General features: G+C 66.1%; 10 protein-coding genes. 6 read left to right on the top strand and 4 right to left on the bottom strand.

The annotated features are described in order from the left end of the window. Window positions 1-47 precede the first annotated feature (47 nt). From AC1RRT_RS15920 to AC1RRT_RS15905, 4 genes are all read left to right on the top strand, one after another. On the top strand, window positions 48-3,140 hold the full coding sequence (locus AC1RRT_RS15920; RefSeq protein WP_493014791.1) for a bifunctional [glutamine synthetase] adenylyltransferase/[glutamine synthetase]-adenylyl-L-tyrosine phosphorylase: 3,093 nt from the start codon (window positions 48-50) through the stop codon (window positions 3,138-3,140). 133 nt (window positions 3,141-3,273) lie between these two features. After that, complete coding sequence (locus tag AC1RRT_RS15915; protein WP_493015184.1) at window positions 3,274-3,699, top strand: peroxiredoxin; 426 nt, start codon at window positions 3,274-3,276, stop codon at window positions 3,697-3,699. Window positions 3,700-3,947: 248 nt separating this feature from the next. Then, a complete protein-coding gene (locus AC1RRT_RS15910; protein ID WP_493014790.1) occupies window positions 3,948-5,252 on the top strand; it encodes a M23 family metallopeptidase in 1,305 nt (434 codons plus the stop codon). Further along, entirely contained in the window at window positions 5,209-5,733 is a 525-nt protein-coding gene (locus tag AC1RRT_RS15905) for a bactofilin family protein (RefSeq protein WP_493014789.1), read from the top strand. The genes AC1RRT_RS15910 and AC1RRT_RS15905 overlap by 44 nt, the downstream gene beginning before the upstream one ends. Window positions 5,734-5,809: 76 nt before the next feature. Here AC1RRT_RS15905 and prfB read toward each other — a convergent pair. The 3 genes from prfB to AC1RRT_RS15890 all read right to left on the bottom strand — a co-directional run bounded on the left by prfB (window position 5,810) and on the right by AC1RRT_RS15890 (window position 9,252). Further along, a protein-coding gene (gene prfB, locus AC1RRT_RS15900) for a peptide chain release factor 2 (protein WP_493014788.1) occupies window positions 5,810-6,923 on the bottom strand; the annotation gives its coding sequence in 2 pieces (ribosomal slippage) (window positions 5,810-6,853 and window positions 6,855-6,923; 1,113 coding nt in all). Window positions 6,924-7,009: 86 nt separating this feature from the next. After that, window positions 7,010-7,759 (bottom strand): DsbA family protein, encoded by a 750-nt coding sequence (locus AC1RRT_RS15895; protein WP_493014787.1) that lies wholly within the window; start codon window positions 7,757-7,759, stop codon window positions 7,010-7,012. A gap of 92 nt (window positions 7,760-7,851) precedes the next feature. Continuing rightward, window positions 7,852-9,252: a M48 family metalloprotease gene (locus AC1RRT_RS15890; protein ID WP_493014786.1), complete on the bottom strand. Its 1,401-nt coding sequence runs from the start codon at window positions 9,250-9,252 to the stop codon at window positions 7,852-7,854. An 85-nt stretch (window positions 9,253-9,337) separates the two neighbouring features. Here AC1RRT_RS15890 and AC1RRT_RS15885 point away from each other — a divergent pair, with 85 nt between their 5' ends. Then, window positions 9,338-10,879, top strand: a complete 1,542-nt coding sequence (locus tag AC1RRT_RS15885; protein ID WP_493014785.1) for a gamma-glutamyltransferase — start codon at window positions 9,338-9,340, stop codon at window positions 10,877-10,879. 10 nt (window positions 10,880-10,889) lie between these two features. After that, a complete protein-coding gene (locus tag AC1RRT_RS15880; protein ID WP_493014784.1) occupies window positions 10,890-12,032 on the top strand; it encodes a pyridoxal phosphate-dependent aminotransferase in 1,143 nt (380 codons plus the stop codon). A 119-nt stretch (window positions 12,033-12,151) separates the two neighbouring features. Here AC1RRT_RS15880 and AC1RRT_RS15875 read toward each other — a convergent pair whose 3' ends face one another. Continuing rightward, complete coding sequence (locus tag AC1RRT_RS15875; protein WP_493014783.1) at window positions 12,152-12,616, bottom strand: GNAT family N-acetyltransferase; 465 nt, start codon at window positions 12,614-12,616, stop codon at window positions 12,152-12,154. Window position 12,617: the final 1 nt, after the last annotated feature.

The following is a 12,617-nucleotide window of genomic DNA, read 5'->3' as shown; positions in this document are numbered from 1 at the left end:
CTGACCGAAGTTTAGCCGAACTTCGACGCCACTTCGAGAGAAACGCCATGCCCGCCAATGCATTGCCGGCAAAATCAGTCAAAAAGAAGGCTGCCGTCACATCGGCCAAGGCCGTGCCGCGGCGTAGCCCTGTGTCGCTGTGGAAAACTCTCCCCGTCCCTTACGACCAGGAAGCCGCCGCACGCGGCTTCGAGGCCTGGACCACAACGCTGGGCGAGCTGAAAGATCGCGCGCTGGCCAAACGGCTGAAGGCCGCAACCGCCCAGTCCGGTCCGCAATCCCTGTTTGCCGCCCTGTTCGGCAACAGCCCCTTCCTCACCGATCTCGCCCTGCATGAACCGGCCACCGTCGACCTGCTGCTGAGCAGCGGCCCGGAAGCGGCGCTGGCCGAGGCCATAACGGCGTTGAAGGCGGCCACCGCCAAGGCGAAGGAAGCCGAAGCGCTGGCGCAGCCGCTGCGTTTCGCCAAACGACGCGTGGCGTTGACCACGGCGGTCGCCGACATTGCCGGGTTATGGACGCTGGAGCAGATCACCGGCGCGCTCAGCGACTTCGCGTCCTTGAGCGTCGACAGCGCCATGAAGGTGGTGCTGCGCGAAGCGGCCGAGCGCGGCGACATCATCCTGCCGCATCCGAAAGACCCCTGTCGCGACAGCGGCTTTGTCGCACTCGGCATGGGCAAGCTGGGCGCGCGCGAGCTGAACTACTCCAGCGATATCGACCTGATCATGCTCTATGACGCAGACAAGGTGCGATACAAGGGACGCCGCTCGGCGCTGGAATGCTATATCCGCCTGACGCAGCAGATGGTGCATCTGCTGCATGACCGCACCGAAGACGGCTATGTCTTCCGCACCGATCTGCGACTGCGGCCCGATCCCGGCTCCTTCCCCGTCGTAGTCAATGTGGCGGAAGCCGAGACCTATTACGAAAGCTTCGGCCAGAACTGGGAACGCGCCGCGATGATCAAGGCGCGACCGGTCGGCGGCGACCTCGCCCTCGGAACCGCCTTCGTGAAGCATCTGGTGCCTTATGTCTGGCGCAAGAACCTGGACTATGCCGCCATCGAGGACATCCAGTCGATCAAACGGCAGATCCATGCGCACAAAGGCCATGCCGAGATCGCGGTGGAAGGCCACAACATCAAGCTGGGGCGCGGCGGCATCCGCGAGATCGAGTTCTTCGCCCAAACGCAGCAGCTCATTTCCGGCGGCCGCGACACGCGGCTGCGCGCGCCGCCGACCTGCGAGGCGTTGCGCGCACTGGTCGCCACTGAACGCCTGAGCCAGGCCGCCTGCGACGCGCTGATCGCCGATTACCGATACCTGCGCAAGGTGGAGCATCGCCTGCAGATGATCCATGACGAGCAGACCCACACGCTGCCCGATGAACCGGCGGCGCTGGCGCAGCTCAGCACCTTCCTCGGCTACGGCAAACCCGCAGACTTCCGCAAGGAGATGCTGCGCGTGCTGGGCCGGGTGAAAGACTATTATGACGGCCTGTTCGCCGAAGCGCCGGCGCTGGGCGCCGATGCCGGCGCACTGGTCTTCACCGGCACCGACGACGATCCGGAAACGCTGGAAACCCTGCGCAAGATGGGCTTCAGCGATCCATCCGAGATCGCCGCCATGGTGCGCGGCTGGCATTTCGGCCGCTATCGCGCCATGCGGTCGGAGCGCGCGCGCGAGAAGCTGACCGCCATCATGCCGCAGCTGATGGAGGCGTTCTCACGCACTGGCAGCGCCGACACGGCGTTCAAGCGCTTCGATCATTTCCTGTCCAGCCTGCCGGCCGGCGTGCAGCTTTTCGCGCTGCTGCAGGCCAACCCCGATGTGCTGGATACGCTGGCCGAGGTGCTGGCCGCCGCGCCGCAGCTGGCCGAGGCGCTGGCGCAGAATGCCGCGCTGTTCGACAGCCTGATCGAATACGCCGCCCATCCGGCCGTCTTCGAGCGCCCCGCCCTGGCAACCAGCCTGAAGCGGCAGATGGCGGCGGCGCGCGATTTCCAGGACGTGCTGGACTGGGCGCGGCGCTGGACCACCGAACTGAAACTGCAGGTCGGCATCGGACTCCTGCGCGGCGCCATGGATGGCGTCGCCGCCGGCGCGGCCTTAAGCGCCATTGCCGATGTGGTGCTGGAAGACCTGCTGGAAAAGGTGGAAGCCGAATTCATCGCCCAGCATGGCCGTATCGCCAAATCCTCGATCGCGCTGGTCGGCTTTGGCCGGCTGGGCAGCAACGAGCTGACGCTGGAATCCGATCTCGATCTGGTGCTGATCTTCGACTGCCCGGCGAAAGCAAAAGACTCCGACGGCCCGCGACCACTGACGCCGGGGCTGTATTTCACGCGGCTGTGCCAGCGTTTCATCAATGCCATCACGGCGATGACCGGCGAAGGCCGGCTATATGAGATCGACATGCGCCTGCGCCCCAGCGGCGGCGCCGGACCGATCGCCATCTCGCTGGAGGCTTTCGCCGAGTATCAGCGCAAGGAAGCCTGGACCTGGGAGCATATGGCGCTGACGCGTGCCCGCGTGATCTGCGGCGATGCGGCACTGATGAAAAAGATCGGCGCGTTGCGGCTCGACATCCTGACGGCCAAGCGCGATGAGAAGCGCCTGCTGGCCAATGTGGCGAGCATGCGCGAGCGCATGGCGCGGCACAAACCGGTGAAGAACCCCTGGGACCTGAAGCAGCAGCGCGGCGGCCTGGTCGATCTGGAATTCATCCTGCAGTACCTGCTGCTGCGGCATGGCGCGGCGAAGCCGGGCATCCTGCTGCCCAATCCGCTGGAGGCGCTGACCGCGCTGCGGCAGGCCAGGCTGGTGGAATCCAAACCGGCCGAGACGCTCGACTCCGCCGCCCGGCTTTACGCCACCCTGCTGGCGGTCAGCCGCATGGCCGGTCGCGACGAGGCTGCCGATCCGGCCCAATGGCCGCCGCTGCTGGCCCGGCGCCTGCCCGCGCTGCTGAAGACAAAAGACATGGCAGCGCTCACCCGGCAGCTGGAAGCCGCGCAGAAGACGGTGCACAGTCTGTTTGAAACCCTGGTGGCCAAGCCGGCCGCGCCGCATCTGGCGCTGGCTGATTCCGTCAACAACGATCCTGCAGAGAGTGCGCGCGATGGCGAAGAAAGCTGAACCCAAGTCCAAGGCTGCGGCGCCGAAAGCGGCAAAGGCCGCCAAAGCTGCCCCGAAGTCTGCTCCGAAGTCTGCTCTCGGGCCCCAGGTCGGAGCCGGGCCTCAAGTGGGAGATCGGGCACCAGCTTTCGTCATGCCGACCGATGGCGGCGGCTCGGTGTCGCTGGCCAGCCTGAAGGGCAAACCGGTTGTGCTGTATTTTTATCCCAAGGACGATACGTCGGGTTGCACGGCCGAGGCGATCGGCTTCACCGCGGCGAAGGCGAAGTTCGACAAGCTGGGCGCGGTGGTAATTGGCTGCTCCCGCGACCCGGTCGCAGCCCACGACAAGTTCAAGACCAAGCATAAGCTGAAGCTGATTCTGGCTGCCGACGAGTCGGGCAAGGCCACCGAGTCGTACGGGGTCTGGGGTGAAAAGAGCCTCTATGGGCGAAAGTACATGGGGATCGAACGGGCCACCTTCCTGATCGATGCCTCGGGAAAAGTCGCGGCCGTCTGGCGGAAGGTGAAGGTGCCGGGTCATGTCGACTCCGTCCTGGAAGCGGTCCGGGCACTGTAGAATCAAGCGCTTGCCGACTTCATCCACACCCTGTGGATAACCACTGAGACATACGTTAAGTATGTGTTCGGGCGTGTTTATTCGGAAATCGTAACAGATTCTTTCTTGCATTAACCAAGTTAAATAAGTCCTAATCTCCCCCAGCCAGAGGCGGCAGTTTTCTAGATCAATCGGGGGGTTGAGTGACGCGACGCGCGAGACGGCAATGGCGGGAGTTGCGCGACCGCCTGTTCCCGGAACGGCAGATCATGTTCCGCAGCCGAGGCGACGTTCGTTACGTCGCACTCTCGAGCCGCGGCCAGATGGTCATGGCCGCGGGCATCCTCGCCTTCGCCGGCTGGGTCGGCTACGCCTCCGTCAACGTCTTCTACCGCGATGCAATGCTGGATGCGCGCGACCGCCGCATCACCGAGCTGAGCCTGGCCTATGAGCGCCTGGCCGCCGACTACGAAAAGAACCAGGAGAACTTCGTCGTCGCCTCGCGCGACCTCGAGGAACGCTATCGCCGGTTGTACGACATGGCGATGAAGCAGCGCACCCCCGCCCTGCCGACCGATACCGCCGATGCCGGCAAGGCCGCCGCCAAGCCGACGCCGCCCGCCGCCGCCGCGGTGCCGCCGGCCGCGCCGGCCGCCAAGATCACCGCCGACGCACCCGCAGCCAAGGCTGACACCCAGGTCGCCAGCGTCACGCCGGCCAAGCCCGAAGCCAGGAGCGAAGACGTCGCCTCGGTGGAAGACCTGGAAGGCATGCTGCGCGAGTCCAAGGCCAAGCCGCCGGTCCCGTCGGTGAAGCCGCGCGAGATCGAGACCCGCATCCTCAGCGTCCGCGGCCATCAGCGCGACCTGATCGACGATTTCAGCCAGCGCACCGAGAAGAGCACCGGCCTGCTGGAGAAGGCACTTGCCCGCACCGGCCTGGATATCGGCGCCATGCTGTCGCGCGCCGCCGAAGCCCGCGCCGATGTCGGCGTCGGCGGTCCCCTTCGGGTTTTGAATGAGAATGGCACGACCACCGTGGCGGTCGCCTCGCTGGATCAGGTCGACCGCGACATCAACAGCCTGGAAGGCAAGCTCGGCCGCTGGGGCGAATTGCAGGCGCTGGCGCAGCGTCTGCCGCTGAACCTGCCGCTGATCGGCGAGCCGGAAGTCTCGTCCACCTTCGGCCGTCGCGCCGATCCCTTCACCAAGCAGCTGGCCTTCCATGCCGGCATCGACTTCCTCGGTCCCAACCGCGCCGCCGTGATGGCCACCGCGCCGGGCGTCGTGGTCTTCGCCGGCCGCAAGGGCCCCTATGGCCGCGCCGTCGAGATCGACCACGGCCTGGGCGTGAAGACCCGCTATGCGCATCTGAGTGCGATTGCTGTGCAGGCCGGCGACACCGTCGCCTTCGGCCGCCAGCTCGGCACCATGGGTTCGACCGGTCGCAGCACCGGTCAGCATCTGCATTACGAAATTCTGCTCGATGACGAGCAGATTGACCCCGGCAAATTCATTGAGGCTGGCTACCATGTTTTCAAACAGCAAGAAAACCAATCCGACGCCCGCCGCTAAGCAGCTGCCGCCCTCGATCCTGAGCGCGGGCCTGACTGTCAACGGTGACCTCAACTCCGACGGCGAGGTGCAGATCGACTGCCTCGTCAACGGCGATGTCATCGCCGTGCGCCTCGCCATCGGCGAGAATGCCAAGGTGGTGGGTGAGGTGGTCGCCGACCAGGTGCTGATCCGCGGCGAAGTGATCGGCCGCATCCGCGCCCGCTCGGTCGAACTGGACAAGACCGCGAAGGTGCGCGGCGACATCTGGCACGAACTGCTTTCCATCGCCGCCGGCGCCAAGGTCGAAGGCCTGTGCAAGTTCGCCGAGAACCCGCGCGAGACTGCGACCAGCGGCGCCAAGCTGAGCATCGTCTCGACCAGCGAGCTGGCCGAAGCCACCGAAAAGGCCGTGCAGAAGGCGATCAAGAGCGGCGTCAGCACCGCCGACCTGCCGATGCCCGGCGCCGCCATCCCGGGCCTGGCCCAAGCTGCCGGCTAAACGAAGTTACAGTAGCAGCGAATGCAGAACGGCAGCCGAAAGGCTGCCGTTTCTGTTTGTGCCTCGCGGGTCCCGCTTACGCCGTGTCGCCGGCGCCGACCTTGGCGGCGAGCTGCGCCGCCATGAAGGCGTCGAGATCGCCGTCCAGCACGCCCTGGGTGTCGCTGGTCTCGAGCTCGGTGCGCAGGTCCTTCACCATCTGATACGGGTGCAGGACATAGGAGCGGATCTGGTGGCCCCAGCCGATGTCGGTCTTGGCGTCGTTCAGCGCCTGCGCCTCGGCCTCGCGCTTCTGCAGCTCACGCTCATACAGGCGCGCCTTCAGCATCTTCATCGCCTCGTCGCGGTTGCGATGCTGGCTCTTGTTGATCTGGCAGGCCACCGCGATACCGGTGGGGATATGCGTGATGCGCACGGCCGAATCCGTCTTGTTGACGTGCTGGCCGCCGGCGCCGGACGCGCGATAGGTATCGACGCGCAGGTCCTTGTCCAGCACCTCGATCTCGATGGTGTCGTCGACCACCGGATAGACGCCGACCGAGGAGAAGCTGGTATGGCGGCGCGCGTTGGAGTCATAGGGCGAGATGCGCACCAGGCGATGCACGCCGCTCTCGTTCTTGAGCCAACCGTAGGCATTCGGCCCGCTGACCTTGATGGTGGCCGACTTGATGCCGGCCTCCTCGCCTTCGCTCTCTTCCTGGAATTCGACCTTGTAACCATGCTGCTCGGCCCAGCGGACATACATGCGCAGCAGCATCGAGGCCCAGTCCTGGCTTTCGGTGCCGCCGGCACCGGCATGCACCTCGAGGAAGCTGTCGTTCATGTCGGCTTCGCCCGACAGCAGGCTTTCCAGCCGCGCGGTGGCGACTTCCTTCGACAGGCCCATGATCACGGCTTCGGCCTCGTCGACCACGCCCTGGTCGCCTTCGGCCTCGCCCATCTCGATCAGGTCGAGACTGTCCTGCAGGGATGATTCCAGCCGGCGCTGGGTGCTGACGGCGCGATCCAGCCGCGTGCGTTCGCGCATCAGCGCCTGGGCTTCGGCCGGCTTGTTCCAGAGCGACGGGTCTTCCGACCGCGCGTTCAGTTCCTCGAGCTTCTTGACTGCGTTATCCCAGTCAAAGAGACCTCCTCAGCAGCCCCAAGGACTGCTGGATCTCGTCGGCCATCGACCGAATTTCGGCGCGCATGATACTTCCCGGCTAAAAGGCTGTTTTCGGGCCGGACCATAGGGAATCCGGCTGGATTCGTCAAACCCGGGAGGCCGGGCCCGGGCTTATCCGCGGGCCTTCTTGACCAGATCGCGCATGGCTTCCAGGGGAATTGCGCCCGGAACCAGCTCGTCGCCGATCACGAAGCCCGGCGTGCCGTTGATGCCCAGCTTCTGCGCCAGCGCCAGATTGTCGGTGATCACCTTCTGGGTCTTGGCCGAGGCCATGTCGACCTTCAGCTTGTCGAGCTTGAGCCCGGCAACGCCGGCAAGGCGCAGCACTTCCGCTTCGTTGAGCTGGCCGCGATGGGCCATCATGCCGTCGTGGAAGGCCATGTATTTCGCGCCCTTGTCCTGCTCGATGGCGGCAATGGCGGCGCGCGCGGCGACCACGCTGTCCGGCCCCAGCACCGGCAGCTCCTTGAACACCACGCGCAGCTTGGGATCTTCCTTGATCAACGCCTGCAGCGCCGGCACGACCTGTTTGCAATACGGGCAGCGGTAGTCGAAGAACTCGACGATGGTGACGTCGCCGTTCGGGTTGCCGGCGACATAGGACACCCCGTCATCGAGCAGCACCTTGCGGCTCTCGGTGAGCGCAGCCTTCAGCGCAGCATTGCGCGTCTTCAGCTCGGCGGCGGCCTCGGTGATGATCTCGGGATGACGGACCAGCACTTCCAGGATTTCAGGATTGTTGGTGAGCAGCTCGCGGATCTCGGCGCGCTGCGCCTCGGGGTAAGCCGGCGTCTGCTGCTGCGCCATCGCGGGCGCGGCAAGCAAAAGAAGGGCGGCGAGGCAGGTGCGGAACAGCGACATGAAAAACCTTCGGGTCAGACGGAAGCCGGACTATGCCCGGCGCGGAACGGGAGGGAAAGGCACAAGCCTGTGAGACGGCTCACTGCCGGCATCTATTGCCGGCGGCGGTCGCGGCGGCGTTCGTCCTTGGCGTTGGCGATGATGTCCTGGGCGCGCAGCCAGCCCGGCGAGCCTTCCTTCATCAGGCGGGTGGCGCGTTCGGCCTGGCCCTGCGCATCGCGATAGGCGCCCTGCACGAGATAGCGTTCGGCCGAGGCCAGCGAGGCCATGCCGACATCGCCCTGGCGGCCATAGGCGGTGGCCAGCTGCTGCCAGGCGCCGCCGTTATCGGGTTCGCGCAGGGTGACCTGCTTCAGGATGTCGATCGCCTGCGGCAGGCGGCTGTCATCCTCCAGCGCCACCAGGCGCTGGCCGACACCATAGGCCATCAGCGGTTCGCCGGGCGCGAGGCGATAGGCCTCCTGCATCGGCGGCAAGGAGTCCGCCACGCGCCCCATGTTGAGCAGGATGTCGGCCTTGAGCTCATGGAAGAAGGGATCGGTCGGATAGAGCCGGATCAGCTCGTCGGTCTCGCTCAGCGCGCGGTTGAAATCGAGTCCGCGGAAATAGGCGAAGGCGCGCGCGTAGCGGCCATAGAGCGAGGTGTCGCTTTCGGGGTATTTGCGCAGGGTGGCGGGCAGGCCTTCCAGATAGCCGACCAGCTTGGCCTGCATGCGCTTGAAGCGGTCGATATTGACCGCCGTGTCTGGCGTGTCGCGGAAGCGCGAGCGCTGCATGCGCGAGTCCAGCGCCGCGACGCGATCGCCCGACATCGGATGGGTGCGCGCGTAAGGGTCCTGGCGTTCGTAGACCAGGGCTTCCTGGTTGCCGATGATGCGCAGGAATTCCATCAGGCCCGCCGGGGTCTGGCCGCTCTGTTCCAGATAAGTGGCACCGGCCTGGTCGGCGGCCGATTCCTGACTGCGGGTGAAGGCCAGGAAGTTGCGTTCGGCGACCTGCTGGCCGCCCAGCACGGCGGCCATGGCGCCCTCGCCCGAGCCGGCCACGGCGGCGGCAGCGCCAAAGATCATCGACAGGATCATGGCGGTGGAGGCGGTATCGATGGCGTCACCCAGCCGGGCCAGGTGGCCGCCGGCGATATGCCCGATTTCATGGGCCAGCACGCCGATCACCTGGGCCGGCCGCTCGGCGCGAATCAGCAAGCCGGAATTGACGAATATGCGCTGGCCGCCGGCCACGAAGGCATTCAGGGTGCGGTCATTGACCAGATGCACGGTAATCGCGTCATTGGACAATCCGGCGGCCGCGAAGAGTGGCGCGGCATAGGCGCGGATGGTATTTTCGATCTCGGCGTCGCGCACCAGGGAAATCCCGCCGCGACGCTGGGCCTCGGCTGCGGTCGGCAGAACCGCACTGGCGGCCGTCAACGCAGCGCAGCCGACGGCCACAAGGCGACGACCGGCAGACGCTAGACGAATGAGAGAACGGCGCATGGAAGACCAGCGTATGGCCATGGCGAAGCATTGTCCCAATAAAACGGCCATAAAGTGGCAGACCGGCCTGGCGCAGGTCCGCCCCATGGAGCCGTCCAAGCTAGGTAAGCACGGCCTGCTGCTGCGTCAATGCGCCCTGCTCGCCCTGGTGGCAGTATTTGCCGTCTCCTGCGGAAAAGGCGATCCATCCGCCCCGGTGGCCCAGGTCGATTACCTGAAGGGCTTTGTCGGCGGCGTGGCGGCCGACGAACCCCGTGCCGCCCTGGTGGCGCGCGACACCCTGGCCGATGGCGGCTCGGCCGCCGATGCGGTCGCGGCGGCGGCGCTGGCCTATACGGTCACCTATCCCTCCGCCACCACCCTGGGCAGCGGCGGCCTCTGCGTGGTCAGCAATCCGCTGACCCGCAAGGTCGAGACCATCGAATTCCCCGCCGTGGCGCCGAAGGACGGCGGCCCGGTCGCCATCCCGGCGCTGGTGCGCGGCCTCGGCCTGCTGCACAGCCGTCACGGCAAATTGCGCTGGGAAGCCATCGTCACGCCGGCCGAACAGCTCGCCCGTTTCGGCGAGCCGGCCAGCCGCGCCTTCATCCAGGCGGCGGTGGAAACCCAGCCTTCGGTGACCGAGAGCCCGGCGCTGCGCACCATCTTCGGCACGCGCAGCGGCCAGGTGCCGCAGGAAGGCGAGCGCCGCCTGCAGCTCAGTCAGGGCAACACGCTGGCGCGCCTGCGCACCGCCGGCCCGTCAGACTTCTATCAGGGTGCCTTGTCGCAGGCCGTGCTGGCCGACATGACGGCGGCCGGCAGCAAGATCACGGCCGAGGAGCTGCGCGCCTATGCGGCGACAGTGTCGAAGCCGATCGAGGTGCCGTTCCAGAACAGCGTCACCGTCTATACCAGCAACAATCCGGCTGGTGGCGCGGTGGCCGCCTGGCTGCTGGAACAGTCGCAGGATGGCAGCGGCTTCCTGCCCACCACCAATTTCTTCGGCCGCTCGTCCGCCTCCAGCGTGCGCAGCGACAAGTTCACCGAGAATCTCGGTCAGGCCTATCGCAGCGATCCGAACACCATGCAGATGAACGGCTATGGCTCGGCCAGTATCAGCGTCATCGACTCCAAGGGCGGCGCGGCCGCCTGCGCCTTCAGCATGGGCACCTCCTTCGGTGCGCGTCTGGTGGGTCGCGAGACCGGCATCCTCTTCGCCAACCTGCCCGGCGTGGCCGGTGACGAGAGCCCGTACCTGACCGCCATCGTCGGCTTCAATTCGCGCGTGGCCAATTCCTTCATCGCCGCCAGCGGCGCCGGTGGCGCGCCGAGCGCCGCGGCTGCGGCCTATGGCGTGCTGCAGGCCGCGATGGGCGGCAAGGCGCGCAAGGATGCCGCCGTGCCGGCACTGGCCGAACCGCGCCTGTTCCAGGCCAATCCGCAATCCGTGCTGCTGGTCGAACCCAAGACCGATCCGGCGATCTACAAATCCGTCGCCGCGCGCGGCGTGACGGTGAACGAGATCGGCCGCCTGGGTCGCGTCAATCTCGCCTATTGCGACAACGGCCTGCCGCGCGATCCGGCAAGCTGCAGCTTCGCCGCCGATCCGCGCAGCTACGGCCTCGCCACCGGCCGCCAATTCTGAGCATCGCACCATGAAGCCGTCAAAGCGGGGCGCGATCGATCCCTTCTTCGTCATGGAAGTGATGAAGGCGGCGGCCGCGCGCGAGGCCGCCGGCGGCGACGTGATCCACATGGAAGTCGGCCAGCCCTCGACGCCGGCACCGCGCCGCGCCATCGAGGCGGCCACGGCGGCCATGCAGCGCGATCCGCTGGGCTATACGCTGGCGCTGGGCATTCCGCCGCTGCGCGCGGCGATCTCCAACCACTACCGCAGCTATTACGGCCTGGATGTGCCGGCCGAGCGCATCGTCGTCACCACGGGATCGTCGGCGGGTTTCCAACTGGCGTTTCTCTCGGCCTTCGATGCCGGCGACACAGTGGCGCTGGGTGAGCCGGCCTATCCGGCCTATCGCAATATCCTGAAGGCGCTCGACCTCAATCCGGCGATGATCGTCACCGAACCGGAGACGCGCTTCCAGCCGACGCCGGCACTGATCAACGCGCAGGCGCCGCAGGCCAAGGGCGTGCTGGTCGCCAGCCCGGCCAATCCCACCGGCACCATGCTGGGCGAACCTGAGATGAAGGCGCTGGTGGATGACTGCGCGGCCAGGAAGCGCTGGCTGATCGTCGATGAGATCTATCACGGCATCACCTATAACGGCCGCGCGCAGTCGGTGCTGGCGCTGACCGACCAGGCGATCGTGATCAACAGCTTCAGCAAATACTTCTCGATGACCGGCTGGCGGCTCGGCTGGATGGTGGTGCCGGAAGCGCTGCTGCGCCCGATCGAATGCCTGACGCAGAATTTCTATATCTCCGCGCCCGGCATCAGCCAGGTGGCCGGCGTCGCCGCGCTCTCGGCCTATGACGAGCTGGAAGAGAATGTCGCACGCTATGCGAAGAACCGCGAGATCCTGCTGAACGAGCTGCCGCGGGCCGGCTTCGACCGCCTGGCGCCGGCCGATGGCGCCTTCTACATCTATGCCGATATCAGCCGCTTCACCAATGACGCGAATGACTTCTGCAAGCGCATGCTGGCCGAGACCGGCATCGCTGCGACGCCGGGCTTCGACTTCGACCGCGGCCGCGGCCATTACTTCATGCGCTATTCCTTCGCCGGCAGCACCGACCGCATGATCGAGGCGGCGAAACGGCTGAAGGATTGGGTGAAGTAGCCTCCACACCGTCATGCCACGGCTTGGCCGAGCATGACAGCTATGTGGTTGCTACAAAAACGGCCGGCCAAGAGAATCTCTCGGGCCCGGCCGTTTTGCATTCTCTGAAAAATTAAGCCTTACGCCGCCGGCAGCGACTTGGCCATGTGGACCAGCTCGCGGCCCTCATATTGCTCGGAGCCGGTTTCGGCATAGCCGAGATGGGCGTAGAGCGTGCGGTTCTCGGTGAACTGCGCGTTGGTGTAGAGGCGGATTTCCTTCAGGCCGCGCTGGCGTGCCTGCTCTTCGGCAAAGTCGAGCAGGCGGCGACCGAGACCTGTGCCCTGCTGGGTCGGATCAACGGCAACGCTCCAGATCAGCAAATGGTCGTCGGCCGAGCGCAGCACCAGCGCGCCGGCCAGACCGTCTTCCACGCCATCAACCACCCAGACCTCGTAGGACTGCAGCAGGCCGGCGGCGTCTTCGGCCATCGGCTGCGGCTCGGACCCGATGCGGGGCACGTATTTCACATAGGCGCGCTTCTGTAACGCGCCGAGGCGCGCTTCATCCTGTTCGGTCGCGCGACGGATCGTTGGTTCGCTCACT

Source organism: Ferrovibrio sp. GW821-FHT12B10 (assembly GCF_058807515.1).
This window is presented reverse-complemented; position numbering and strand designations above follow the sequence as displayed.

What these genes read in the sequence shown, in the direction of transcription:
- AC1RRT_RS15885 (WP_493014785.1), top strand. Translation starts at nt 9,338, where the DNA reads ATGGAGCCGTCCAAGCTAGGTAAGCACGGCCTGCTGCTGCGTCAATGC.
- AC1RRT_RS15890 (WP_493014786.1), bottom strand. Translation starts at nt 9,252, where the DNA reads ATGCGCCGTTCTCTCATTCGTCTAGCGTCTGCCGGTCGTCGCCTTGTG.
- AC1RRT_RS15920 (WP_493014791.1), top strand. Translation starts at nt 48, where the DNA reads ATGCCCGCCAATGCATTGCCGGCAAAATCAGTCAAAAAGAAGGCTGCC.
- AC1RRT_RS15905 (WP_493014789.1), top strand. Translation starts at nt 5,209, where the DNA reads ATGTTTTCAAACAGCAAGAAAACCAATCCGACGCCCGCCGCTAAGCAG.
- AC1RRT_RS15895 (WP_493014787.1), bottom strand. Translation starts at nt 7,759, where the DNA reads ATGTCGCTGTTCCGCACCTGCCTCGCCGCCCTTCTTTTGCTTGCCGCG.
- AC1RRT_RS15910 (WP_493014790.1), top strand. Translation starts at nt 3,948, where the DNA reads ATGTTCCGCAGCCGAGGCGACGTTCGTTACGTCGCACTCTCGAGCCGC.
- AC1RRT_RS15915 (WP_493015184.1), top strand. Translation starts at nt 3,274, where the DNA reads ATGCCGACCGATGGCGGCGGCTCGGTGTCGCTGGCCAGCCTGAAGGGC.
- AC1RRT_RS15880 (WP_493014784.1), top strand. Translation starts at nt 10,890, where the DNA reads ATGAAGCCGTCAAAGCGGGGCGCGATCGATCCCTTCTTCGTCATGGAA.